Genomic DNA, 23953 nt, shown 5'->3' with positions numbered 1-23953 from the left:
CTTAGCTCGGCGTCTGCCACTTGCGGTAGTGCAGCGTCAGCCGTTCCAGATCGCCGGCCGCCACTTCCAGTGCCTGCGCGCTGTGTAGCACATTGTTGGCGGTGTCGATGTTCTGCTCGCCCAGCACCGCCAGTTGCTCCACCGACGCCGCCACCTGGTGCACGGTCGAGGAGTCGCTAGCCACCTGGCTCGACAGCTTGCCGGCAAAGTCGTGGGCGCGGTCGGCGATGTCCAGCAACACATCCAGCTGCGACGCCGAGGCGCGGATCTCCGCGCTGACGTGATCCACCTCTTCCACCGAACGGTCCATGTTCAGCGTCACCTTGTCGGTGATCTGCACGATCTGCTGCACCACGTCACCGATGGCGTCGGTCGCCGTCGCGGTCCGCTCGGCCAGCTTGCGCACCTCGTCGGCCACCACGGCAAAGCCGCGGCCGGTTTCGCCGGCACGCGCCGCCTCGATCGCCGCGTTCAGCGCCAGCAGATTGGTCTGCTCGGCGATGCCGTGGATCAGGTTGGTCATGTTGCCGATTTCGGTCATCGACTTGTCCAGCGCCGCCAGTTCTTCCTTGGAGCGGTTGACCACCACCACCGCCTGGGTGGCGGCCTCGGCCGCACGCTGCATCACCTGCTGGCCCTCGGTCGCGGCATTGCGCGTTTCCTGCGCGCCCTGCACGCTGTCCTGCGCCATCGAGGCGACATGGCCGATCGAGCTGCTGATCTGCTCCATACTGATGCTGATCTGCTGCAGACCCTTGCCCTGCTCCTCGGCGCGCGCCACCAGCCCGCCCATTTCCTGGCTGAGCGCGTGCGACTGTTCGTAGGTGCGACCGCCGGCGCTGAGCGAATCCGCCACCATCGCGCGCATGTGCAGGCGCAGGCCTTCCAGACTGTCCATCATCGCGCCGAGCTGGCCGCCAAGTTTGGTCTGAAGCGGCGCCTCCAGCTGGCCTTCCGCCAGATTGAGGAAACCCTGGTGCAGGCGCGTCATCACGCGCCATTCGGAGTAGCGCCACCATGCCGAAGCGCCCGCCAGGGCGCCCAGCGACAGCAGGCTCACCAGCAGCCGCGTGCCGTCGCTCCAGCCCGGCACGCAACCGGCGGCGACCAGGCCGGAGCTGAACAGGCCGGTCAGCACGAAGCCGATCTTGCCGCTATCGCGGCGCTTGGACAGCTGTTTCAGCGTGGATGGCAGGGTGGCCTGCTTGTCGCGCACCTTCTGGTACAGCGCTTCGGCGGCGCTGACTTCGGCGCGGTTGGGCGTGCTGCGTACCGAGACGTAGCCGACGATCTTGCCCATTTCGGTGATCGGCGTGACATGCGCCTCCACCCAGTAGAAGTCGCCGTTCTTGGCGCGGTTTTTCACCAGCCCGCCCCACGGCTTGCCCTGCTTTACCGTTTCCCACAGGTCGGCAAAGGCCTCCGGCGGCATGTCCGGATGACGCACGATATTGTGGTTGTTGCCCAGCAGTTCGGCTTCGCTGAAACCGCTGATGTCGATGAACGCGCGGTTGGCGTAGGTGATGGCGCCCTTGAGATCGGTCTTGGTCACAATCGGACGCAGGGGATCGAGAAACAGCTCGTTGGCTGTCACGGGCATATTTATTTTCATAATCGTGTCTTATTGATGTGTGCGCCAATCGTGCAAGATTATCAAACATTTCTAATCAAGCCTACACAAAGATCGGCAGGCGTGATTGAAAATACCTCTTCCGGCCAGCTTTGCAAACGGGGTGGTACGCGGTACAGTTCAAAAAATATAAATACAAATGATTATCAAATGAATCAAGCGCGCAATACCATCCCGACCGAGCTGCTGCTGGAGGTCATCGAACGGCAACGCATCGGCGCCGAATACCAGCCGATCAAGGCGACCCACAGCCTGCAGACGGTAGGCTACGAGGCGCTGGCAAGGTTCTACGACGCCACGCGCCAGCCGCTGCCACCGCAGGCGGTGTTCGACACGCTGCACGATTCGCCGGTGACGCTGGTGCAGGTTGAGCTGATGAGCAAGCGCTGGCAGATCGAACACGCGCCGCGCGACGGCCTGCTGTTCCTCAACCTCGACCCGCACGCCGTCGCCGGCCTGTCGCTGGCGACACCGGAACACCCGCTGCTCGACCTGCTGCGCCAGCCGCAGCGCACCGTGATCGAGCTGATCGAAAACACCAATGTGCAGGAAGCGGACCACAGCATGCTGCTGGCGGAACTGCTGGCGCAGCGCGGCATCCGCACCGCGCTGGACGACATCGGCGGGCCGGCGACGATGGTGTCGATCCCGATCCTGTGCACGGTGGACATCTACAAGTTCGACCGCCAGTGGCTGCGGCAACTGCAGCAGCCGCGGCAGTTGCGCATGCTGCAGATGCTGCTGGCGTTTGCCCGTGCCGAAGGCAAGCAGACGGTGCTGGAAGGCGTCGAAAGCGAGGCCGACCTGCGCCAGGCGCAGGCGCTGGGCGTCGACTTCGTGCAGGGCTATCTGTTCCGCCCCGAGTTCATCAGCCGGAACGCGCTGTAAAGCAATTTGCCCAAGGTTGGCCGCAGCATTGCGGCCAACCTTGGGCAACGGAGACCAGCCGGCAGGCGGCTCAGGCGCGTTTCAGCTTGAGCTTGCCCGCCAGCCAGGTGTGGTCGTAGCTGACGATTTCGTAGGGATTGCCGAACGGGTCGACGAACGACACCGAGCAGAAGAAGCCGTGGTCGTGTACCGAGTCGCGGGCGATGGTCTGCCCGTCGCGGCTCACCACCCGCTCCACCGCCAGCCGGTCCAGCCACTCCAGAAAATCGTGACCGCTGACACCGAACGCCACCGCGCCGGCCGGCACCACCGCCGCCTCGTCCTGGCTCAGCGCCAGACGCACGCTGGCGCTGGGGTTGGTCAGCATCAATACCCCGTGCGGCCCCTCCTGCAGATGCTTGTAGCGCACGTCCGGCCCCATGCCCAGCACGCGCTGGTACCAGTCCAGCGCCTTGGCGGCGTCATTTACCTTGATGTGCAGATGGTCAATCTTGGCCAGCGTCAGCATGCGTACCCCAAAAAAATAAATTCATGATGTCGTTATGATCGGTTACGGTTTTTTCAGCAAGGGCGCCAGATAGTGCCCGGTGTGGCTGGCCGGGTTGGCCGCCACCTGCTCCGGCGTGCCGCAGGCGATGATCTGGCCGCCGCCGGCGCCGCCTTCCGGCCCCAGGTCGATCAGCCAGTCCGCGGTCTTGATCACGTCCAGATTATGCTCGATCACCACCACAGTATTACCGTTCTCGCGCAAGCGGTACAACACGCTCAGCAATAGCTCGATGTCGTGAAAATGCAGGCCGGTGGTCGGTTCATCCAGAATATACAAGGTGCGGCCGGTATCGCGCTTGGACAATTCCAGCCCCAGCTTCACTCGCTGCGCCTCACCGCCGGACAGCGTGGTGGCGCTCTGCCCCAGGCGGATGTAGCCGAGGCCGACATCCATCAGCGTCTTCAGCTTGCGCGCCACCGTCGGCACCGCGCCGAAGAAGTCCAGCGCCTGCTCCACCGTCATCTCCAGCACTTCGTGGATGCTCTTGCCCTTGTACTGCACTTCCAGCGTCTCGCGGTTGTAGCGCTTGCCGTGGCACACGTCGCAGGGCACGTACACGTCCGGCAGGAAGTGCATCTCCACCTTGATCACGCCGTCGCCCTGGCAGGCCTCACAGCGGCCGCCCTTGACGTTGAAGCTGAAGCGCCCCGGACCGTAGCCGCGCTCGCGCGACAGCGGCACGCCGGCAAACAGCTCGCGGATCGGCGTGAACAGGCCAGTGTAGGTGGCCGGGTTGGAACGCGGCGTGCGGCCGATCGGGCTCTGGTCGACGTTGATCACCTTGTCCAGATGCTCCAGACCGCTGATGTCGCGGTACGGCGACGGCTGCTCGCTGGCGCCGTTCAGGTCGCGCGCGGCGATCTTGTACAGCGTGTCGTTGATCAGCGTGGACTTGCCGGAGCCGGACACGCCGGTGACGCACACCAGCATGCCCAGCGGCAGCGCCAGCGTCACGTCCTTCAGGTTATTGCCGCTGACGCCGGCCAGACGCAGCAGGCGCTCGGGATTGACCTCGCGCCGACTGGCCGGCACCGCGATGCCGCGACGGCCGGACAGGTAGGCGCCGGTCACCGACAGCTCGCTGGCGGCGACCTCGGCCGGCGTGCCGGCCACCAGCACCTCGCCGCCGTGCTCGCCGGCGCCCGGCCCCATGTCGACCAGGTAGTCGGCGGCGCGGATGGCGTCCTCGTCGTGCTCGACCACGATCACGCTGTTGCCGAGGTCGCGCAGCCGCCGCAGCGTCGCCAGCAGGCGGTCGTTGTCGCGCTGGTGCAGGCCGATGGACGGCTCGTCCAGCACGTACATCACGCCGGTGAGGCCGGAGCCGATCTGGCTGGCGAGGCGAATGCGCTGCGCCTCGCCGCCGGACAGGGTGTCGGCGGAGCGCGCCAAGCACAGGTAGTCCAAGCCGACGTTATTGAGGAAGGACACGCGGTCGCTGATTTCCTTGACGATCTTCTCGGCCACCGCCTGCTTCTGGCCGCTGAATTCCAGCCCGGCAAAGAAGTTGGCCGCATCCTTCAGCGCCATCTGGTTGATCTGGTGCAGGGTCTTGCGGCCAACGAAGATGTGCCGCGCCTCCTTGCGCAGGCGCGAACCGCCGCAGCTCGGGCAGCACTGGTTGTTCTGGTACTTGGCCAGCTCCTCGCGCACGGTGCTGGAGTCGGTCTCGCGGTAGCGGCGCTCCAGGTTGGGGATGATGCCCTCGAAGGCGTGCGCGCGCTGGAACTTGGTACCGCGCTCGGACACGTAGGTGAAGCCGATCTCCTCGCGACCGGAGCCGTGCAGCACCACCTTCTGCACCTCGTCCGGCAGGTCCTCGAACGCGGTCTCCAGCGAGAAGCCGTAGTGCTCGGCCAGCGCCAGCAGCATCTGGAAGTAGAACTGGTTGCGCTTGTCCCAGCCCTTGATCGCGCCGGCGGCCAGGGTCAGCTCCGGATGCGCCACCACCCGTGTCGGGTCGAAATAGGTGATCTCGCCCAGGCCGTCGCACTTGGGGCAGGCGCCCATCGGGTTGTTGAACGAGAACAGGCGCGGCTCCAGCTCCGGCAGGCTGTAGCTGCACACCGGGCAGGCAAACTTGGCGGAGAACCAGTGCTCCTTGCCGCTATCCATCTCCACCGCGATGGCGCGGCCTTCGGCGTGGCGCAGCGCGGTCTCGAAGCTTTCCGCCAGCCGCTGCTGCATGTCGGCGCGCACCTTGACGCGGTCGATCACCACCTCGATCGAGTGCTTCTTGTTCTTGTCCAGCTTGGGCACCGCGTCCAGCTCGTACACCTCGCCGTCGACGCGCACGCGCACGAAACCCTGCGCGCGCAGATCCTCGAACAGCTCGACGTTCTCGCCCTTGCGGCCAACGATGACCGGCGCCAGGATCATCATCCGCGTCTCCTCCGGCAGCGCCAGCACGTGGTCCACCATCTGGCTGACGGTCTGCGACGCCAGCGGCACGTCGTGATCCGGGCAGTGCGGATCGCCGACGCGGGCGTACAAGAGGCGCAGGTAGTCGTGGATCTCGGTGACGGTGCCCACGGTGGAGCGCGGGTTGTGGCTGGTGGCCTTCTGCTCGATGGAGATCGCCGGGCTCAGGCCCTCGATCAGGTCCACGTCGGGCTTTTCCATCAGCTGCAGGAACTGCCGCGCGTAGGCCGACAGGCTCTCGACGTAACGGCGCTGCCCCTCGGCATACAGCGTGTCGAAGGCCAGCGACGACTTGCCGGAGCCGGACAAGCCGGTAATCACCACCAGCTGGTGGCGTGGCAGGTCGAGATTGATGTTCTTCAGATTGTGCGTACGTGCGCCGCGAATGCGGATGGAATCCATGCCTGTCTCACCGTCGGTCGGGGAACCTGCTACTATACCGGACTTGCGCGCGGCCGCTCCATAGCACGATGGATTTCCTGACCGGGAAACCCGCTGCCGCTGCCCGCCCACTGTGACGACGCCCCTCCAACACCCGTACCGATGACTGCACTTGAGCTACGCGCCAGCCTTGGCCTGGCCGGAATCTACGCCCTGCGCATGCTGGGCATGTTCCTTATCCTCCCCGTCTTTGCGCTCTACGCCGAAACCCTGCGCGGCGCCGACAACCACACCCTGATCGGCATCGCGCTGGGCAGCTACGGCCTGGTGCAGGCGCTGCTGCAGCTGCCGCTGGGCATGCTCTCCGACAAGGTTGGCCGCAAGAAGATCATCTACGGCGGCCTGCTGCTGTTCGCCGCCGGCAGCTTCATCGCCGCCAGCGCCGACGACATCATGATGCTGACCGTGGGCCGCATCATCCAGGGCTCCGGCGCCATCTCGGCGGTAATCACCGCCCTGCTCGCCGACCTCACCCGTGAAGAAGTGCGCACCCGCGCCATGGCCATCATCGGCATGAGCATCGGCACCACCTTTGCCGTCAGCCTGGTACTGGGACCGCTGCTGGCACGCTATATCGGCGTCGACGGCATCTTCGTGCTCACCGGCGTGCTGTCGCTGCTGGCGCTGCTGGGCGTGTGGCGCGTCATCCCCGACCCGGTGCACTCCAGCTTCCACTCCGACACCGGCACCAACACCGCGCGCCTGCCGGCGGTACTGCGCAACCGCGAGCTGCAGCGGCTCAACTTCGGCATCTTCGCGCTGCACGCGGCGCAGATGGCGATGTTCGTCACCATCCCGTTCGCGCTGACCAGCACCGGCGGCCTCGACAAGTCGCAGCACTGGCAGGTGTACCTGCCCGTCGTCGTGGCCGGTTTCTTCCTGATGGTGCCGGCCATCATCTACGGCGAGAAGAAGGCCAAGCTGAAGCAGGTGTTCGTCGCCGCCATCGCGCTGATGGCCACCGCGCAGATCGGCATGGCGCTGGCGCTGTCCAGCTTCTGGCTGATCGTGCTGTGGCTGGGGCTGTACTTCGTCGCCTTCAACATCCTGGAAGCCACGCTGCCGTCGCTGATCTCGAAAATCGCCCCGGCCGATGCCAAGGGAACCGCGATCGGCGTGTATAATACCGCCCAATCTTTCGGCCTGTTTGCCGGTGCCGTTGCCGGCGGCTGGCTGTACAGCCACCACGGCGCGCTGGGCGTGTTTGCCTTCACCAGCGTACTGATGCTGGCCTGGCTGCTGCTGTCGCTGACCATGACGCCACCCAAGGCGGTGAAGAGCCAGATGTTCCACATCGGCGAGCACTGGCAGGGCGATGCCGACGCGCTGTCGCGGCAGCTGGCCAGCCAGCGCGGCGTCAGCGAAGTGGTGGTATTGCTCGGCGAACGGGTGGCCTACCTGAAGGTCTCCCAGCAAGACTGGGACGAAGCCGCGGTCAAGCAGCTGATCCAGGCAACGTATTGAGCCGCCGCACCGCCGTCACCTCAGCCCGTGACGGCGCCGAATCCCTCCTTGAACTGAAATGAAACGGAGCCCCAATGAACAGCATTACTTTTGATGGCCGTCTGGCCGCCGACGCCGAACTGCGTTACACCCCGAGCGGCGAAGCCGTGCTCAGCTTCCGTGTGGCCAGCGACATCGGCTTTGGCGAGCGCAAGACCACCAACTGGTTTACCTGCCAGGTGTGGGGCAAGCGCGGCGAATCGCTGAAGAACTACCTCGGCAAGGGCCAGCAGGTGACCGTCTACGGCCAGCTGACGCTGCGCGAATGGCAGGACAAGGAAGGCCAGAAGCGCGTATCGCCGGACGTGCGCGTCAATGAGATCAGCCTGCAAGGCGGCAAGCGCGACGGTGGCATGGGCGGCGCGGACGAAGACTACAGCTACGGCGGTGGCGCCCAGCGCTACGACGCCCCGGCCGCAGCACCTGCCGCCGCCCCGGCGGCCCCCCGTCGCATGGAGCCGAAACCGGCCCCGAAAATGGACGACATGGACGACGACATCCCGTTCTAATAGACACGTCGGCGAATCAGCAGGCCCGTAACCCCTGTGGTTACGGGCCTTTTTCTTTACCTTCGCGGCTCACGTCAGCGGAACATCGCCCTCGTGCCGCTACGCGGCCTGCAACGGTTGAACACGGCGACGAAGTCCCAGCAACAGCGCCAGCACGATCAGCACCGCGACCACGGCAAACGTCGTGTGCATGCCGCTGCTGGCGGCCTGCGGGCTGCCTGCCGGCAAGGCGGCGCCCCTGCTCGCGATGGCAAACACCGCGCCCATGGCGGCCGTACCGGTAATCAGCCCCAGATTGCGTGACAGGTTGAGCAGGCCGGACACGAGGCCGCGCTGCTCGGCGCTCACCCCGACCATCACCTGCGTATTGTTGGCGGCCTGGAACAAGGCATAACCGGCGGTGGTGGCCGCGAGGGCCGCCACATAGCCCGGCACGCCGGCGACACTGGTCTGCAGCGCCAGTCCGGCGCTGCCGGCCAGCATCAGCAGCAGACCCAGCAGCGTCATCGGGTGTGCGCCGTAGCGGTCGACCAGCCGACCGGCCGGCACGCCGCTGACGGCGGCCACCAGCGGCCCGACCGACATCACCAGCCCCAGCCGGATGGTGGACAGTCCCAGCGCCTGCGTCAGATAGAACGGGCCGACCACCAGGGTGGCCATCACCACGGCCGTCACCAGCGTGCTCATCGCCATGCCGGCCAGCAGCAGCGGCCTGCCCAGCAACGACAGCTTGACCAGGGGGGCGCTGGCCCGCCGCTGGCTGACGACGAACAGCGTGGCCGCCAGCAGCGCCAGTCCCAGCAAGGCGTTGTTGTGCAGTCCCCAGTCACCGCGGCCAACCGTCATGGCCAGCGCATACGCGGCCAGGGCCAGGCTCAGCAGCACGGTGCCGGTATAGTCAAAGCGGCTGCGCCCCGTCTGGCGTGGCGTGGCGCTCGCCGGCAGATGGCGTTGCAGCAAGAAGAAAGTAACGATGCCGAGCGGAACGTTGGCCGCAAAGACCGACTGCCAGCCAAGCGTGCCGATCAGCAAGCCACCCAGCGACGGCCCCATTGCGGTACCGATGGCCGAGGCGGTGCCCAGCAGCCCCATCGCGCTGCCGGTTCGCTCCCTGGGCACGAGATCGGCGACGTAGGCCATGCTCAAGGCCATCATCAGCGCCGCGCCCAGACCCTGCACGGCCCGGGCGGCGATCAGCACCGGCAGCGACGGGTAGGCGCTCAGCAGCGAGGCCAGGGTGAACAGCCCGACCCCGAACAGCAGCAGCGGGCGGCGGCCGAACAGGTCGCCCAGCCGGCCGGCGCTGACGATCAGGGTGGTGATGGCCAGCAGGTAGGACAGCACGACCCACTGCACCTGCTGGAAGGAGGCCGAGAACACCTCGCTCAGGGTGGGGAGCGCCACGTTGGCAATGCTGGTGCCCAGCGCCGACAGCAGCATCGCCAGGGACAGGCTCAGCAGGGCGCGGCGCTCGCCGGCGGTGGCCGCCGGCACGGATTGTTTATCGGTCTTCATGATGAGTCCTTTCGTTCGGGTTGCCGCGGCTTGCGGCCAAGGTTGGCCGCAAGCCGGTCGTGCACGGCCTCAGCCGCGTGTGGCACGCACCAGGCAGTCGATGGCGTAGCGGGTGCCGTCAGCAGTGTGCACCGGACGTTGCAGTCGCTCGGCGCGCTCGATCCGCAGCTCGGGGGCCAGCAGCGTGGCGACCTGCTCCGCGGTGTAGAGCACCTCGGCGTGCCGTGGCCCGCCATGGCCGTGCGTCAGGTTGTGCGTGTGGTGGGCAATCAGCAGCAGGGTGCCGCCCGGCGCCACGGCGCCTGCCGCGCGCAAGAGGATGGGCGCCAGCTCCGGCCACGGCAGCTGCAGGTAAACCAGGGTGACGAGATCGAAAGCCCGTTCGGCGGGGCGGTAGTGATTGAGGTCCGCCGTCACCAGGCGGATGCGCTCCGCCACCTGGCGCGACTGCGCCAGACGCCGCCCCTTCTCCAGCGCCAGCCTGGCAAAATCGACGGCCTCCACCGACCAGCCCTGGCCGGCCAGCCACACCGCGTTGCGGCACTCGCCGGCCGCCAGATCCAGCGCCCGCCCCGCGGACAGTGACCGCACATGCTGTTCCAGAGAACGGTTGGGGTGCTCGCTCCAGATGAAGTCGTCGTTGGCGTAGCGCCGGTTCCAGTCGTCCATCCGCATGCGCCAGGGTTCGCTCGCGGTGTCGAGCGCCTGCGGGCCACGCGGTGTTGCCTTGTCTTGTCGGGTGTTCATGTCATGGGCTCCTGAAATGGTTTCCCCTAGCTTAGGCCCGGGTATAACATGGCGGAAGACGCATGATTTGCACTTGAAACATGCACCAGACGCAATGATTACCACCACAGGCAGGAGGCCCGCATGAGCACGCCGGACTTGAACCTACTGATGACGCTGGACGTGCTGCTCAGCGAGGGTAGCGTCGCCGGCGCAGCGCGCCGTCTCGGCCTGAGCCCGTCGGCCATGAGCCGCGCCCTGCAGCGGCTGCGCGACTGCACCGGCGACCCGCTGCTGGTGCGCTCGGGCCGCAGCCTGGTGCCGACCCCGCGGGCGGTGGCATTGCGCGAACAGGTGGGCGCCCTGGTGCAGCAGGCGCTGCAGGCGCTGAGCCCCGCCACGATGCCGGACCTTGGCACGGTGAGCCGCACCTTCACCCTGCTGTGCAGCGACGGCTTCGTCGAAAACTTCGGGCCATCGCTGCTGACGCGCCTCGATAGCGAGGCCCCCGGCATTCACCTGAACTTCCTGCCCAAGATCAGGCGCGACGGCAGCCATCTGCGGGATGGCAGCGCCGACCTGGAAACCGGCGTGGTCGGCAAGGGCACGGCTCAGGAACTACACGCCCGCGCCCTGTTCCGCGATCATTTCGTGGGCGTGGCGCGCGAGGGACACCCGCTGCTGAGCGGCGACATCACGCTGGAACGCTACGCCGGCTGCGGCCACGTGGCCGACACGCGGCACGGCCCCGGCCATGATCCGGTCGACGTGGCGCTGGCGGCGCTGGGCACACGCCGCCACATCGTGACCTCGGTGGCCGGCTTTGCCACGGCGCTGGCGCTGGCGCGCCATACCGGGCTGATTGCCACCGTGCCGGAGCGGCATACCCGCTATTTGCGCACCGGCATGGCCACCTTCCCCCTGCCACTCGCCCTGACCGGCATCACGCTGTCCATGCTCTGGCACCCCAGGCTCGATGCGGACCCGGTGCACAAGTGGTTGCGCGCCGTGGTGCACGAGGTCTGCACGCAATAAGCGATGATTGCTCATCACAGTTCAAACAGGACACACCATGAATAACAAGTTGAAAGGCGGCCTGGCACTCGCGGCGGTCGCAGTAAGCGGCTGGTTCTACTACACGCCGTATGCGGCGGTGCACGGCATGCAGGCGGCGGCGCAGGAACGCGATGCGACAAAGTTGGCCGGCTATGTCGACTTTCCAGTCGTCAAGGAAAACCTGAAGGCCGAGTTGAACGGCCGCATGCTGCAGAAGCTGCAAGGGCAGCCGTTTGCCGCCGTGGGCGCCGTTTTTGCCAGCGCCCTGGTCAACGGCATGGTCGATGCGATTGTTTCGCCCCAGGGTCTGGCCATGATGATGCGGGGTGAAAAGCCCCTGGCCGCCGCGACGGCAGAAAGCCCGGATTCCGGCACGCCGGAACAGGCCGGGGAGGCGGACAAGGTCGAGACCAGTATGGGCTACGACGGGCTCAGCCAGTTTACGATCAAGGTCTATCGGCGCGACACGCCGGACCAGGTCATCCATCTGGTCCTGCAGCGCCGCCATCTGGTGTCGTGGCAACTGGCCGAGATCCGCCTGCCCCAATAGCTGCCCCGCCGGGCTGACGCGCGCGACGACACCGCCCCGCGCCCAGACCGCCCGCCATCAACCGCGGCGGTGCCGGGTTTGCGCCCGGGCGCCCCGGCGCGGCACCTTCCACCTTGCATGTGAAGTCTTTTCCAGCCCGCACAACGATAAAACAAGGGTTAACAGCCGCCGGAGAAACGGTAACGCACCAGACCTGCCCCCTGTCCGCTGGAAAACATGACAGTCCGGCCGCGGGATTTGGCCTATTCTTAGGTTGGGCCGGGGCGGTTAATCAGGCAGGAGGCCGCTGCATTTGCCAAAATGCAGCCATGACCGTCTCGAAACAAAGTGATGCATAACCGGGATTTTCTCCAAAATTATGAAATCCGAGCCATCTCCCGACCTTCAGGACCTGCCACCCGAAATGCCGACCCTGATCGCTCGCCTGGCCTGGGGAGGCGGCACGCTGGTCACCCTGCTGGTGCCGCTCATTTTTTTCATCGTCGGCCACCAGAGCGAGGCGGCCCGCCTGGAGTCCGCACTACAGGTCGGCGTCTACAGCAACATCAAGCCATCGGACTCGGCCCCTGGCGCAAGCTGGGGCAGCTTTCATTCCCCCCAGGCGGTGCTGGCGGCACTGGACTGGCTACCGGATGAAACCGGCATCCGCATCACCGATGAAAACCAGCAAGTGCTGGCCGAAAAAAACCAGGAACCGCCGCCCCCGCTCCTGACCCGGAGCAGCACCCTTGAGCTGAATGCCGACGACAGCGCCCAGCTGACGCTGAGCCGCTCCCTGCGCCCGCTGCTGCTCTACAGCCTGCTGATGACCCTCCCCGGGCTGATACTCGGCATCATCACCTTCGTCACGCTGCGCGACCTGCCGATGCGCGTCTTCCGCCGCACCCTGCAGGAGATCGCCATCCGCAAGGTGACCGAGGAGAAACTGGCCAAATCGCTGTCCATCTTCTCCGCCACGCTGGAATCCACCGCCGACGGCATTTTCGTCACCGATGTCTACGGGCGGGAGGTCGTGGCCAACAAGCGCTTCCGTGACATGTGGCACCTGCACCAGTCGGCCAGCCTCTACGCCAACAACAACGAAACCCTGGCCGAGCTGAGCAACAAGCTGCGCGACCCGACCGCTTTTGCCGCCACGATCAAGGACCTGAGCAAGCACATCGACGTCAACCAGGGCAGCACGCTCGAACTGCGCGACGGGCGCCACTTCGAGTGGAACTCGCAGCCGCAGTTCGTCAATGGCCGCGTGGTCGGGCGGGTGACCAGCTTCCGCGACATCAGCGACCGCAAGCAGGCCGAGGCGCTGCTGGCCATCGAGAACGAAGTCCTGGAGATGGTGGTCTGCGGCCAACCCTTGAAGGCCGCGCTGGGCGTGCTGGCCGACCACGTGGAAGTGCTGTCCGGCGAGATGTTCTGCACCATCCTGTTCCGCAAGGACAGCGAAGGCGCCGAGCTGGCCTGCGTCTCCGGCCGCAGCCTGCCAAGCAATGTGGTCGAGCGCCTAATCCATCACGAACAGGTGGTGCTGGGCAAGGTGTTCGCCGCGATCACGCAACAGGAGAACGTGCCGAAGCACGGCCTGTCGGACGAGTACAGCGGCGTGATCGAGAATATCGGCAGCCAGCCGATCTGGACCGACTACTGCAAGCTGATGGCCAGCCACGGCGTGCACGCCTGCTTCGCCGTGGCCGTCCGCTCGGCTGACCGTTCCCTGCTGGGGCTGATCGTCGCGCACTACCGCACCCCGTCAAAACAGCAGCCGCACGACCGCGAACTGATGTGGGTCGCCGCCCACCTGGTCCACATCGCCATGGAGCGGCGGCAGGCCGAAGAACGGCTGCAGGACCTGGCCCACTACGACTCCCTGACCCGCCTGCCCAACCGGGCGCTGTTCCACGACCGCCTGCACCAGGCGATGACCCGGCTGGAAAGGAGCAAGGGGCTGGTGGCGCTGATGTTCATCGACCTGGACCGTTTCAAGACCATCAACGACACGCTGGGCCACGACCTGGGCGACCAGCTGCTGTGCGACACCGCGGCCAGGCTGCTGGCCTGCGTGCGCGACGTGGACACCGTGGCGCGTCTCGGTGGCGACGAGTTCACCATCATCCTGGAGCAGATCAGCAAGGCCGAAGACGCCGCCGGCATCGCCAGCAAGATCATCGAGATGTTCGCGGCCCCCTTCCACCTCGGCCATCAGGAAACCTTCGTCACGCCCAGCATCGGCATCACCATTTTCCCGTCGGACAGCGACAACAGCAGCCACCTGATCAAGTACGCGGACACCGCGATGTACCGGGCCAAGGAAGACGGCGGCAACGGCTACCGCTTCTTCACCAGCGAGATGAACACCCTCGCCTCCGACCGGCTGGAGATGGAAAACGGGCTGCGCCGCGCGCTGGCACGCGGCGAGTTCGAGGTCTACTACCAGCCCAAGCTCAATCTGGCCGACGGCCGCATCATCGGCGCCGAGGCGCTGCTACGCTGGCGACACCCGCAGCGTGGCCTGGTTTCTCCCGGCGAATTCATCCCCATCCTGGAGGAAACCGGCCTGATCGAGCAGGTCGGCAGCTGGGTGCTGCAAGCGGTGTGCCAGCAGATCCGTCTCTGGCAAACGACAAGCGCGCTGCCGCCGCTGGTCATCGCCGTCAACCTCTCCGGGCGGCAACTGCAGCGCAGCAACCTGGCCACCACCATCGCCGACATACTCGAAGAAACCGGCGTCGAGCCGCGCTTCCTGGAGCTGGAAGTGACCGAGAGCATGCTGATGCACGATCCGCAATGCGCGGTCGACGTGCTGATGCAGATCCGTAACAAAGGCATCCTGCACATCGACGTCGACGACTTCGGCACCGGCTACTCCTCGCTCAGCTACCTCAAGCAATTCCCCATCGACTGCCTGAAGCTGGACAAGTCCTTCGTCGACGGCCTGCCGCTGGACGAAGACGACATCGCCATTTCCCAGGCCGTCATCGCGATGGCGCACAGCCTGCGGCTGACCGTCATCGCCGAAGGCGTCGAGCGCGAGGAGCAGCTGGCCTTCCTGCGCGACAACGGCTGCGACATCATCCAGGGCTACATCATCAGCCCGCCGGTGCCGGCGCCCGCCTTTGCCCAGCTGGTGCTGGCGCACTCGCAGCAGCACTCGACCACGCTGCCCTGATAGCCGCCCGCCGCCCCTCACTTGCGGCCAACGTAGGCGACGCTGATCTGCCGCTCGCGCGCGATCAGGCGCATCCGTTTCGCCAGGTTGTGATTGACGTAGTCCAGAATGATCACCATGTGCGCCACGCGGGACGGAAACTCCCGCGTCAGGTCGCTGCGCTTGCGTCCGCTCCAGTGCAGCACGTCCGCATAGCCCGACGCCTGCAGCGCCCGCCGCGTGGTCTCCACCTTGTCACCGCCGATGATCATCGCCCGCATCGCTGGCCCTCCGCCACACCGTTTCGCCCACCTTATCCGGCGCCCGGTCACGGCAGAACCAAGAAAATCGCCACAGCTTATCGCCGCGCCGCTGCAGTCCATATTCCGACCGCGGCAAACACCATGAAAAACCCCGGCACTTGGCCGGGGTTCGTCCGTGCGGCAGCGCGCCTACGCCAGCGCCTGCGCCAGGTCGGCGATCAGCGCCTCGGCCGACTCGATGCCCACCGACAGCCGGATCAGGTTGTCGCTGATGCCCAGCACGGCGCGGCGCTCGGCCGGCACCGAGGCGTGCGTCATCGCCACCGGCACGCACACCAGGCTCTCCACCCCGCCCAGGCTCTCCGCCAGCGTGAACAGCCGGCTCCTGCCCAGCACCGCCTTCACCTCCGCCGCGCCGCCGTCGAGATAGAAGGACACGATGCCGCCGAAGTGGCGCATCTGCTGTTTGGCCAGTTCATGCTGCGGATGGCTCGCCAGCCCTGGGTACAGTACCCGCGTCACGCGCGGATGCTGTTCCAGCCACTGCGCGATGGCCTGCGCGTTGCGGCTGTGCTGCTCGACGCGCAGCGCCAGGGTGCGGATGCCGCGCAGCACCAGAAAGCTGGAGAACGGGTCCAGAATGGCGCCGGTGGCGTTGTGCAGGAAGGCCAGCTGCTCGGCCAGCTGCGGGCGGTCCTTGGACACCACCGCCACGCCGGCGATCACGTCGGAGTGGCCGTTCAGGTACTTGGTGGCCGAGTGCAGCACGATGTCGAAACCGTAGGCCAGCGGCTGCTGGATCACCGGCGAGGCGAAGGTGTTGTCGGCCACCGCGATCAGCCGGTGGCGGCGCGCGATGTCGGCCAGTTGCGCCAGGTCGGCCAGCCGGTTCAGCGGGTTGGATGGCGTTTCCACCCACAGCATGCGGGTATCGGGCCGGATGGCCGCCTCCAGCGCCGCCGGGTCGTCGGACGGTACGTAGCTGATGGACAGCCCGGCCGACTGGCTGCGCACGCGGTCGAACAGGCGCACCGAGCCGCCGTACAGGTCGTCGATGGCGACAATGTGGCTGCCGGCCGGCAGCAGGTCGAGCACGGTGGCGATGGCGGCGAGGCCGGAGCCGAAGGCGTAGCCGCGCACGCCGCCTTCCAGCTCGGCGACGGCGCGCTCCAGCGCCTCGCGCGTCGGGTTCTGGCTGCGCGAGTACTCGTAGCCGCTGTGCTCTCCCGGCGCCTGCTGGCGGTAGGTGGAGGTGGCGTAGATCGGAGGGATCACCGCGCCGAACGGGTCATCGTGCAGGCCGGCGGTCACGGACAGGGTGTGGAAATCGGTGCTCATGCTGTGTCCTTGCAAAAGGTTGGCCGCAACGCGCGGCGGCAGCGGCCGCCGCACCTTGCGGATCAATAGGAATGTCTCAGAGTCTGTTCAAAGTCTCGCGCGCTCACGCGAGACAAGGCGAAAACGACTGGGGAAGCGGAGTTGAGCTGGATATAAACCAGCATTCCGAAGGCGTACTCACCGTGTAACGTTTCACGAAGCGCAGCAGACATTGAACAGGTTCAGGCGGCGCCGACGCGCTGGCGCCAGTAGGTCAGCAGGTCGCTCTGCGTGATCAGGCCCAGGTAGCGCTCGCGCTCGATCACCACCGCGATATGGCCGTTGTTGAACACCAGCAGCAGGTCCTGCAGCGAGGCGCGCGGCGAGATGGTCTCGACATTGCTGCTCATCGCGGTGAACACCGGCTGGTGGAAGTTCTCCGGCTCGCCGTGTACCGACATCAGCAGGTCCCACTCGTCGATCAGGCCGATCACGCGCTCGCCGTCGATCACCGGCAGCTGCGACACGTCGTGCAGGCGCATGCGCTGGTAGACCACGGTCAGCGGCTCGTCCGGGTGGCACACCACGCTGTGGCCGTGGTCGTGGCGGCGCGCGATCAGGTCGGTGATGTTGCCCACCTGCGGCGGCTGGTGCAGGCCCTGGTCGAACAGCCAGAAGTCGTTGTACATCTTGGACAGGTACTTGTTGCCGCTGTCGCAGACGAAGGTCACCACCCGCTTGGGCGTGGTCTGCGCGCGGCAGTACTGCAACGCGGCGGCCAGCAGCGTGCCGGTGGACGAGCCGCCGAGGATGCCCTCGTGGCGCAGCAGCTCGCGCGCGCTGTCGAAGCTTTGCCGGTCGCTGATGCGGTAGCTGCGGCCAACCTTGCCGAAGTCGGCCAGCGGCGGGATGAAGTCCTCGCCGATGCCCTCCACCAGCCAGCTGCCGGCGGCGCCGTGATGGCCGTGCTCGATGTGGTCGGCCAGGATGGAGCCTTGCGGATCGGCCAGCACGAACTCGGTGTGCGGCGACACCCGCCCGAAAAAGCGGCTCAGGCCGGTGAGCGTGCCGCTGGAGCCGACGCCGACCACCACCGCGTCCACCTCCTGCTGCATCTGCGCCCAGATTTCCGGCCCGGTGCCGGTCTCGTGCGCCAGCGGGTTGGCCGCGTTGTTGAACTGGTCGATGTAGAAGGCACCGGGGATGGTGGCGGCCAGCCGTGCGGCGCGGTCCTGGTAGTAGTCCGGATCGCCCTTGCCGACATCGGAGCGGGTCAGGATCACCTGCGCGCCCAGCGCCTGCAGGTGCAGCACCTTTTCGCGGCTCATCTTGTCCGGCACCACCAGGATCAGGCGGTAGCCCTTCTGCGAGGCGACCAGCGCGAGGCCAAGGCCGGTATTGCCGGCGGTGGCCTCGATGATGGTGCCGCCGGGCGCCAGCCGGCCGTCGCGCTCGGCGGCCTCGATCATCGACAGCGCGACGCGGTCCTTGATCGAGCCGGCCGGGTTCTGGTTTTCCAGCTTCAGGTACAGCTCGCAGGGGCCGGTATCGAGATGGCGCACCCGCAGCAGCGGGGTGTTGCCGATCATTTCCAGCACACTACGACTGCGCGGCGGCAGCGACGCGGCCGGCGCCAGCGTCGGGGATGGGACAGTCATGGTCTTTCCTTGGGTTACGTTCCGGCATTCAGTGGTGCCGCCGCGCCTCATGGGCGGGCGCGGTCGGCATGGGACATGCGTTGGGTGACGGCTCAGAACGCCGGCACCACCGCGCCCTGGTACTTGCTTTCAATGAAGCGCTTCGCTTCCGGGCTGTTCAGCGCGGCCGCCAGCTTCTTCACCGCGGCGCTGTCCTTGTTGTCCGGACGCGCCACCAGCAGGTTGGCGTACGGCGAGGTGGTCTCGGTGAACAGGCCGTCCTTCTTCGGGTTCAGCTTGGCTTCCAGCGCATAGTTGGCGTTGATCAGCGCAAGATCCACCTGATTCAGCACCCGCGGCAGGGTGGCGGCTTCCAGTTCCTTGATCTTCAGGTGCTTGGGGTTGGCCGCAATGTCGCGGGTGGTCGGGTAGATGTTGCTGCGGTCCTTCAGCTTGATCACGCCGCCCTGGTCCAGCAGCAGCAAGGCGCGGCCGGCGTTGGTCGGGTCATTGGGGATGGCCACCGTGGCGCCGTCCTTCAGCTCGGCCACGCGCTTCACCTTCAGCGAGTAGGCGGCAAACGGCTCGATGTGTACCGGCTTGCTGGCCACCACCAGATTGGTGCCGCGGTCCTTGTTGAACTTGTCCAGATACGGGATGTGCTGGAAGAAGTTGGCGTCCAGCTGCTTTTCCTGCACCTGGGTGTTGGGCAGCACGTAGTCGTTGAACACCTTCACGTCCAGATCCACGCCCTGTTTGGCGAGGGTCGGTTTCAGCGCCTCCAGCAGCTCGGCGTGCGGCACCGGCGAGGCGGCCACGGTCAGCTTCACGTTCTGCGCCTGGGCGGCAAAGGTGAAACCGGCAAGGCTGAAAGCAAGGGCAAGTTTGGTCAGGCGGGTCATGATTTTTCCTTTTCGAGAGTAAGTCTTCCCCCTGCCCGGGCCGGACGGGCCAGGGCATGCAGGGGTACAGCATGGGAAAGGGTTGCGGGGTTAAGGCCGCGGAGAGTCAGTCAGTCAAAACGACAGCGGCGCACCAGGCGGTCGCCGGCGGACTGCAGCAGCTGCACCAGTAGCAGCAGCAGCGCCACGGTGACGACCATCACCTCGGTCTGGAAGCGCTGGTAACCGTAGCGCACCGCGAGGTCGCCCAGCCCGCCGCCGCCGATGACGCCGGACATGGCGGTGTAGCCGACCAGCGCCACCGCGGTCACCGTCGCCGCGCCGATCAGGCCGGGCAGCGCCTCCGGCAGCAGCACCTTGAGCACGATCTGCGGCAGGCGCGCGCCCATCGCCTGGCTGGCCTCGATCACGCCGCGATCGACCTCGCGCAGCACGTTTTCCACCAGCCGACCGAAGAACGGCACCGCGCCCACCACCAGCGGCACGATGGCGCCGGCGACGCCGATCGAGGTGCCGACCAGCAGCAGCGTCAGCGGAATCAGCACGATCAGCAGGATCACGAACGGCAGCGAGCGCAGCACGTTCACCAGCAAGGACAGCACCGCGTACAGCCGCGGCCGCGCCCGCAGCTGGCCGGGGGCGGTGACGCACAGCAGCACGCCCAGCGGCAGCCCCAGCGCCACCGTCGCCAGCAGCGACACCCCCAGCATGGTCAGCGTATCCAGCGTGGCCTCGCCGATCTCCGGCCAGTCCACGGCCAGCAACAGGTTCCAGTCAAAATCCGTCATCACAGCACCTCGCAACGCACGCCCTCGCGGGCAAAAATGTCCGGCAATGCCGACACCGCGACATCGCTGGCCACCACGCCGGCCAGCAGCTGGCCGAACGGCGTGGCCTTGATTTCCGACAGCGTGCCGGCCAGCAGGTTGACGCGCAGGCCGGCCTCGCGGCCAACCTTGTCCAGCACCGGCTGCAGCGCCGGCTCGCCGACAAAGGTCAGCTTCAGCACCGGCGTGCCGATGCGCTCGCGCCACTGGCCCTGCAGTGCGCCCTGGACCAGGCCGGTCTCCGCCAGCAGGCTCTGCGTCACCGCGTGCTGCGGCTGCAGCAACACGTCGATCACCCGCCCCTGCTCCACCACGCGGCCGTGATCGAGCACCGCCACCTCGTCGCACAGCTGGCGGATCACGCGCATGTCGTGGGTAATCAGCACGATGGTCAGCCGCAGCTGGCGGTTGATGTCGGCCAAGAGCGCCAGTATCGAATCGGTGGTTTCCGGGTCCAGCGCCGAGGTCGCCTCGTCGCACAGCAGCACGTCGGGGCGGTTGGCCAGCGCGCGGGCGATGCCCACCCGCTGCTTCTGGCCGCCGGACAGCTGCGCCGGACGCTTGTGCTGGTGATCCTGCAGCCCGACCAGCGCCAGCAGCTCGTCCACCCGCGCGTCCATCTGCGCGGCGTCCAGCTCGCCGGCCAGCTCCAGCGGGAAGCGGACGTTGGCCGCCACCGTGCGCGAGCGCAGCAGGTTGAAGTGCTGGAACACCATGCCGATGCGCTGGCGGCGCTGTTGCAGCTGGCGTTCGCTATAGGCGGTCAGCGCGTCGTCGCCGATGCGCACCTCGCCGCTATCGGGGCGCTCCAGCAGGTTGAGGCAGCGGATCAGCGTGCTCTTGCCGGCACCGGAGCGGCCGATGATGCCGAAGATGGTGCCCTCGTCGATGCGCAGGCTGACCCGCTCCAGGGCGGCAACGCGGCGGCCGTGGTGGCTGTAGTGTTTGGTCAGGTCTCGTACTTGGATCATGGTGGCTTTCTCGCGGACCCGGCGTGGGCGTTTCGGTAATCAGCCGCGCCTTTTGCGCTGGCAGGAGGCCAGTGTAGTGCGCCGCCTTAAAAACCAAAAACGATATAAATTGATTTTTTCATTACTTTTTGTGATATCAAAGCCGCGACGGCCAGCCGCATGGCCGCGCTGGCCACATCCCCCAAAAGAAAACAGGCGCTGTCGTGTGACAGCGCCTGTTGTGCCCGCCCGCCTGGAACGTATTCACGATCTCGCGCGCTCACGCGAGACAAGGCGAAAAAGGCTGAGGAAGCGGCGTTGAGCTGGATATAAACAAGCATGCCGAAGCCGTACTCACCGTGTAACGTTTCACGAAGCGCAGCAGGTCGTGAACAGCTTCTTACGGCAGCGCCTGCGCCAGCGCGGCGATGTGTTGCGGCGTAATGCCGCAGCAACCGCCGACCACGCTGGCGCCCTTCTCCACCCACAGCGCCGCCCACTGCGCGTAGTTGCGCGGGGTCAGGTCGGCGCGGATGTCGTCGAGCGTGGCATTGGCCTTCGCGTCTTTCGGCGTCGGCGGGAAGGCATTGGCGTAAACGCCCAGCTGCAGGCTGGCCTGCTCGCGGGCGATCACCACGTTGGCCGCATCCAGCGCCGCCGCCATCACCTCCGGCTGGCTGCAATTGAACAGCACCGCCGCCGCGCCCAGCCGGATCGCTTCGGCCACCGCCGCCGCCACCGTTTCCCCGGAGCGCAGGCGGGCGACGCCATCGCCGTCCTCGTCCTGCAGCGTGAATGACAGCCACAGCGGCTGCGGCTGGCCGGCCAGCGCCTGCTTCACCGCGCGCACTTCGGCCAGCGAGCTTTGCGTCTCGGCCAGCCAGAGATCGACATGCGGCGCCAGCGCGGCAACCAGCACCCGCAGGATGGCCAGCGCCTGCGCCTCGTCGAACAGGTCCGGCCGGTACGAGCCCAGTGCCGGCGGCAGCGAGCCGGCCACCCGCACCGGCTGCGCCGCCTTGGCCGCTGCCTTGCGCGCCAGCTCGCCGGACAGTGCGGCCAACCTTGCGCCGTCGCGGGCAAAGCGCTGTTCGCCGATGTGGAACGGCACCACCGCGTAGCTGTTGCTGGTGATCACCTGCGCCCCGGCCTGCACGAACGCGTCGTGCGCCTGCTCGACGAAGTGCGGCGCCTCCCACAGCGCCAGCGCCGACCATTCCGGCTGGCGGAAAGGCGCGCCGATGCGTTTGAGTTCGCGGCCCATGCCGCCGTCCAGAATCACGGTTTTGCTCATCTTGCTTCCTTTTCCGTTGCCTGCCCGGCCGGGCAGGCGGTGAGTTGATTTTGCAATTTATATAACCAAAATGTATAGTTTTGCAATTGATTAATTTCCAAACGATATATAAGATTTGCCACGTCAGCAAAATAACAAAGGGATATCACCGTGAACAAACAATGACTTATCCGCACCACCGCCGCCCTGCTACCCCTGCTGCTGGCCGTCCCCGGCCATGCCGGCACCACGCTGGACCGCGTCAGCAAGAGCGGCGAACTGCGCGGCGTGCTGCTGGAAAGCTACCCGCCGTTTTCCTTCCTCAACAGCAAGAACCAGCTCGACGGCTTCGACGTGGACGTGGCGAAGGCGGTCGCGAAAAAGCTGAACGTGAAGCTGAAGCTGGATACGCCGTCGTGGGAGGTGATCGCCGCCGGCAAGTGGGGCAAGCGCTGGGATATCTGCATCTGCTCGATGACACCGACCAGGGAAGCCGCCCAGGTGCTGGATTTCCCGGTGATCTACTACAAATCGCCGGCGGTGCTGGTGGTCAACGCCAGCGACCGGCATACCCGCAGCATCAAGACACTGGACGGCAAGAGGATCGGCGTGCAGCAAGGCGCCTCCTATGAGCGCTACCTGCAGAAGACGCTGAAGATCGAGGCGCCGGGCGCGGAGCAGCCCAGCTTCCCGTTCGGCAAGGTCAACATTGCCACCTACGACAACGAAGAAATCATCTTCCAGGACCTGGCGCTGGGTACCGGCAAACGGCTGGACGCGCTGGTTTCCAACCTGAACACCGCCAACGAGCGCATCGCCAGGGGCGGCAAGTTCCGCGTCGCCGCCACCCTGTACGCCGAACCGAACTGGGTCGCGGTCGACAAGGGCGATGCGCAGTGGCAGGCACGGGTGAAGCAGGTGATCACCGAGCTGAAGCAGGACGGCACGCTGGCCGCCATTTCCAGAAAATGGATCGGCAGCGACATCACCCAGTAACCCCCGGGTGCCGACCGCCGCCGCGGCCGGCACCCGCCTGACCCGTCATACCGACTCATGAACATGGAAAACCGCTTCCGGCTGCACGTCAGCCTGGTGATCTTGCTGCTGCTGGGCCTGCTGGCCTGGTTTGCCGCCGCCTTCGGGCTGGACTACCGCTTCGCGCTGGAAAAACTGCCGCTGCTGCTGGGGCTGGAGCTCAATCCGGAGGGGCTGCTGCAGGGCGTGCCGCTCACCGTGCTGCTGTGCCTGGTGTCCACCCTGCTGGCGCTGCTGATCGGCCTGGCATCGGCCCTCGGCCGGCTGTCACGCAAGCCGCTGCTGTACGGGCTGGCGACCTTCTACAACTCGTTTTTCAAGGGCACGCCGCTGCTGGTGCAGATCCTGCTGATCTATCTGGGGCTGCCGCAACTGGGCATCGTGCCGGACGCCATTCCGGCCGGGATCACCGCGCTGACGCTGTGCTACGGCGCCTATCTCAGCGAGGTGCTGCGCGCCGCCATCCTGTCCATTCCGCGCGGCCAGTGGGAAGCGGGCAAGGCGCTGGGCATGTCGTCGCGCGCCATCCTGCGCTTTGTCGTGCTGCCGCAGGCGATGCGGGTGGCGGTACCGCCGGCGTTTTCCCTGTTCATTTCCATGCTGAAGGATTCGTCGCTGGTGTCGGTGATGGGGCTGTGGGAAATCATGTTCCTGTCCCAGAGCTATGGCCGCTCGTCGTACCGCTACATGGAAATGCTGCTCTCGGCGGCACTGATCTACTGGGTGCTGTCGGTAGTGCTCGAAATCTTCCAGCACAGACTGGAGACCAGGATGGCCGCTTCCGGCAGAAGCTGACCACTCACCCATAACAACCATGA

The 23953-nt window shown here is 66.3% G+C and carries 21 protein-coding genes and 1 pseudogene; 8 read left to right on the top strand and 14 right to left on the bottom strand.

The genetic code is table 11. The features are described 5' to 3' along the window. Position 1: 1 nt before the first annotated feature. Positions 2-1600: a methyl-accepting chemotaxis protein gene (locus IE100_RS02735; protein ID WP_229800193.1), complete on the bottom strand. Its 1599-nt coding sequence runs from the start codon at positions 1598-1600 to the stop codon at positions 2-4. A 180-nt stretch (positions 1601-1780) separates the two neighbouring features. Between IE100_RS02735 and IE100_RS02730 the strand changes: the two genes are divergently transcribed. Beyond that, positions 1781-2518: an EAL domain-containing protein gene (locus IE100_RS02730; RefSeq protein WP_189372604.1), complete on the top strand. Its 738-nt coding sequence runs from the start codon at positions 1781-1783 to the stop codon at positions 2516-2518. 70 nt (positions 2519-2588) lie between these two features. On the opposite strand, the gene IE100_RS02725 is transcribed toward IE100_RS02730, so the two are convergent. Together IE100_RS02725 and uvrA are read right to left on the bottom strand one after the other, a co-directional pair. Next, positions 2589-3026: a VOC family protein gene (locus IE100_RS02725; protein ID WP_189372603.1), complete on the bottom strand. Its 438-nt coding sequence runs from the start codon at positions 3024-3026 to the stop codon at positions 2589-2591. Positions 3027-3068: 42 nt separating this feature from the next. Continuing rightward, the gene (uvrA, locus tag IE100_RS02720; protein WP_189372602.1) at positions 3069-5891 is read right to left on the bottom strand and encodes an excinuclease ABC subunit UvrA; all 2823 of its coding nucleotides are present in this window, start codon (positions 5889-5891) and stop codon (positions 3069-3071) included. 141 nt (positions 5892-6032) lie between these two features. Between uvrA and IE100_RS02715 the strand changes: the two genes are divergently transcribed. Both IE100_RS02715 and IE100_RS02710 read left to right on the top strand, forming a co-directional pair. Further along, the gene (locus IE100_RS02715) at positions 6033-7394 is read left to right on the top strand and encodes an MFS transporter (RefSeq protein WP_189372601.1); all 1362 of its coding nucleotides are present in this window, start codon (positions 6033-6035) and stop codon (positions 7392-7394) included. Between the two features lie 74 nt (positions 7395-7468). Beyond that, positions 7469-7942 carry a single-stranded DNA-binding protein gene (locus IE100_RS02710; RefSeq protein WP_189372600.1) on the top strand — a complete coding sequence of 158 codons (474 nt, stop codon included), beginning with the start codon at positions 7469-7471 and terminating at the stop codon, positions 7940-7942. 99 nt (positions 7943-8041) lie between these two features. On the opposite strand, the gene IE100_RS02705 is transcribed toward IE100_RS02710, so the two are convergent. Both IE100_RS02705 and IE100_RS02700 read right to left on the bottom strand, forming a co-directional pair. Continuing rightward, a complete protein-coding gene (locus IE100_RS02705; RefSeq protein ID WP_229800192.1) occupies positions 8042-9457 on the bottom strand; it encodes an MFS transporter in 1416 nt (471 codons plus the stop codon). 69 nt (positions 9458-9526) lie between these two features. After that, complete coding sequence (locus tag IE100_RS02700) at positions 9527-10204, bottom strand: class I SAM-dependent methyltransferase (RefSeq protein ID WP_229800191.1); 678 nt, start codon at positions 10202-10204, stop codon at positions 9527-9529. 123 nt (positions 10205-10327) lie between these two features. On the opposite strand from IE100_RS02700, the gene IE100_RS02695 reads away from it, so the two are divergent. From IE100_RS02695 to IE100_RS02685, 3 genes are all read left to right on the top strand, one after another. After that, the gene (locus IE100_RS02695) at positions 10328-11218 is read left to right on the top strand and encodes a LysR family transcriptional regulator (protein ID WP_189372599.1); all 891 of its coding nucleotides are present in this window, start codon (positions 10328-10330) and stop codon (positions 11216-11218) included. Positions 11219-11255: 37 nt separating this feature from the next. Continuing rightward, the gene (locus IE100_RS02690) at positions 11256-11789 is read left to right on the top strand and encodes a DUF2939 domain-containing protein (RefSeq protein WP_189372598.1); all 534 of its coding nucleotides are present in this window, start codon (positions 11256-11258) and stop codon (positions 11787-11789) included. Between the two features lie 403 nt (positions 11790-12192). Beyond that, positions 12193-14952: a sensor domain-containing protein gene (locus tag IE100_RS02685; protein ID WP_189372597.1), complete on the top strand. Its 2760-nt coding sequence runs from the start codon at positions 12193-12195 to the stop codon at positions 14950-14952. Positions 14953-14969: 17 nt separating this feature from the next. On the opposite strand, the gene IE100_RS02680 is transcribed toward IE100_RS02685, so the two are convergent. The 9 genes and pseudogenes from IE100_RS02680 to IE100_RS02645 all read right to left on the bottom strand — a co-directional run bounded on the left by IE100_RS02680 (position 14970) and on the right by IE100_RS02645 (position 22121). Continuing rightward, positions 14970-15212, bottom strand: coding sequence for a DUF2325 domain-containing protein (locus IE100_RS02680; protein WP_189372596.1), 243 nt, complete (start codon positions 15210-15212; stop codon positions 14970-14972). A 171-nt stretch (positions 15213-15383) separates the two neighbouring features. Then, entirely contained in the window at positions 15384-16532 is a 1149-nt protein-coding gene (locus IE100_RS02675) for a trans-sulfuration enzyme family protein (protein ID WP_189372595.1), read from the bottom strand. 221 nt (positions 16533-16753) lie between these two features. After that, a complete protein-coding gene (locus tag IE100_RS02670; protein ID WP_229800190.1) occupies positions 16754-18169 on the bottom strand; it encodes a pyridoxal-phosphate dependent enzyme in 1416 nt (471 codons plus the stop codon). A 92-nt stretch (positions 18170-18261) separates the two neighbouring features. After that, entirely contained in the window at positions 18262-19050 is a 789-nt protein-coding gene (locus tag IE100_RS02665; RefSeq protein ID WP_189372594.1) for a MetQ/NlpA family ABC transporter substrate-binding protein, read from the bottom strand. A 110-nt stretch (positions 19051-19160) separates the two neighbouring features. After that, positions 19161-19838, bottom strand: a complete 678-nt coding sequence (locus IE100_RS02660) for a methionine ABC transporter permease (RefSeq protein ID WP_189372593.1) — start codon at positions 19836-19838, stop codon at positions 19161-19163. Further along, positions 19838-20059 carry an NIL domain-containing protein gene (locus IE100_RS16635; protein WP_444545881.1) on the bottom strand — a complete coding sequence of 74 codons (222 nt, stop codon included), beginning with the start codon at positions 20057-20059 and terminating at the stop codon, positions 19838-19840. The genes IE100_RS02660 and IE100_RS16635 overlap by 1 nt, the downstream gene beginning before the upstream one ends. A gap of 57 nt (positions 20060-20116) precedes the next feature. After that, a pseudogene (locus IE100_RS02655) lies at positions 20117-20848 on the bottom strand (methionine ABC transporter ATP-binding protein); the annotation flags it as partial. Positions 20849-20934: 86 nt separating this feature from the next. Then, the gene (locus IE100_RS02650; RefSeq protein ID WP_189372591.1) at positions 20935-21168 is read right to left on the bottom strand and encodes a hypothetical protein; all 234 of its coding nucleotides are present in this window, start codon (positions 21166-21168) and stop codon (positions 20935-20937) included. Between the two features lie 59 nt (positions 21169-21227). Beyond that, positions 21228-22121 carry a homocysteine S-methyltransferase family protein gene (locus IE100_RS02645; protein ID WP_189372590.1) on the bottom strand — a complete coding sequence of 298 codons (894 nt, stop codon included), beginning with the start codon at positions 22119-22121 and terminating at the stop codon, positions 21228-21230. Positions 22122-22388: 267 nt separating this feature from the next. Here IE100_RS02645 and IE100_RS02640 point away from each other — a divergent pair, with 267 nt between their 5' ends. Together IE100_RS02640 and IE100_RS02635 are read left to right on the top strand one after the other, a co-directional pair. Then, a complete protein-coding gene (locus IE100_RS02640; RefSeq protein ID WP_229800189.1) occupies positions 22389-23096 on the top strand; it encodes a transporter substrate-binding domain-containing protein in 708 nt (235 codons plus the stop codon). 63 nt (positions 23097-23159) lie between these two features. Next, on the top strand, positions 23160-23930 hold the full coding sequence (locus tag IE100_RS02635; RefSeq protein WP_229800188.1) for an amino acid ABC transporter permease: 771 nt from the start codon (positions 23160-23162) through the stop codon (positions 23928-23930). Positions 23931-23953 lie beyond the last annotated feature (23 nt).

This window comes from Vogesella alkaliphila (assembly GCF_014652475.1).
GTDB lineage: Bacteria > Pseudomonadota > Gammaproteobacteria > Burkholderiales > Chromobacteriaceae > Vogesella > Vogesella alkaliphila.
The sequence above is the reverse complement of the archived record's forward strand: the minus strand, read 5'-3'. Positions and strand labels throughout refer to the sequence as shown.

Bases quoted from the DNA above. Each gene is read 5' to 3' on its own strand.
- IE100_RS02735 (WP_229800193.1), bottom strand. From the start codon at position 1,600: ATGCCCGTGACAGCCAACGAGCTGTTTCTCGATCCCCTGCGTCCGATT.
- IE100_RS02730 (WP_189372604.1), top strand. From the start codon at position 1,781: ATGAATCAAGCGCGCAATACCATCCCGACCGAGCTGCTGCTGGAGGTC.
- IE100_RS02725 (WP_189372603.1), bottom strand. From the start codon at position 3,026: ATGCTGACGCTGGCCAAGATTGACCATCTGCACATCAAGGTAAATGAC.
- uvrA (WP_189372602.1), bottom strand. From the start codon at position 5,891: ATGGATTCCATCCGCATTCGCGGCGCACGTACGCACAATCTGAAGAAC.
- IE100_RS02715 (WP_189372601.1), top strand. From the start codon at position 6,033: ATGACTGCACTTGAGCTACGCGCCAGCCTTGGCCTGGCCGGAATCTAC.
- IE100_RS02710 (WP_189372600.1), top strand. From the start codon at position 7,469: ATGAACAGCATTACTTTTGATGGCCGTCTGGCCGCCGACGCCGAACTG.
- IE100_RS02705 (WP_229800192.1), bottom strand. From the start codon at position 9,457: ATGAAGACCGATAAACAATCCGTGCCGGCGGCCACCGCCGGCGAGCGC.
- IE100_RS02700 (WP_229800191.1), bottom strand. From the start codon at position 10,204: ATGAACACCCGACAAGACAAGGCAACACCGCGTGGCCCGCAGGCGCTC.
- IE100_RS02695 (WP_189372599.1), top strand. From the start codon at position 10,328: ATGAGCACGCCGGACTTGAACCTACTGATGACGCTGGACGTGCTGCTC.
- IE100_RS02690 (WP_189372598.1), top strand. From the start codon at position 11,256: ATGAATAACAAGTTGAAAGGCGGCCTGGCACTCGCGGCGGTCGCAGTA.
- IE100_RS02685 (WP_189372597.1), top strand. From the start codon at position 12,193: ATGCCGACCCTGATCGCTCGCCTGGCCTGGGGAGGCGGCACGCTGGTC.
- IE100_RS02680 (WP_189372596.1), bottom strand. From the start codon at position 15,212: ATGCGGGCGATGATCATCGGCGGTGACAAGGTGGAGACCACGCGGCGG.
- IE100_RS02675 (WP_189372595.1), bottom strand. From the start codon at position 16,532: ATGAGCACCGATTTCCACACCCTGTCCGTGACCGCCGGCCTGCACGAT.
- IE100_RS02670 (WP_229800190.1), bottom strand. From the start codon at position 18,169: ATGACTGTCCCATCCCCGACGCTGGCGCCGGCCGCGTCGCTGCCGCCG.
- IE100_RS02665 (WP_189372594.1), bottom strand. From the start codon at position 19,050: ATGACCCGCCTGACCAAACTTGCCCTTGCTTTCAGCCTTGCCGGTTTC.
- IE100_RS02660 (WP_189372593.1), bottom strand. From the start codon at position 19,838: ATGACGGATTTTGACTGGAACCTGTTGCTGGCCGTGGACTGGCCGGAG.
- IE100_RS02650 (WP_189372591.1), bottom strand. From the start codon at position 21,168: ATGCTTGTTTATATCCAGCTCAACGCCGCTTCCTCAGCCTTTTTCGCC.
- IE100_RS02645 (WP_189372590.1), bottom strand. From the start codon at position 22,121: ATGAGCAAAACCGTGATTCTGGACGGCGGCATGGGCCGCGAACTCAAA.
- IE100_RS02635 (WP_229800188.1), top strand. From the start codon at position 23,160: ATGGAAAACCGCTTCCGGCTGCACGTCAGCCTGGTGATCTTGCTGCTG.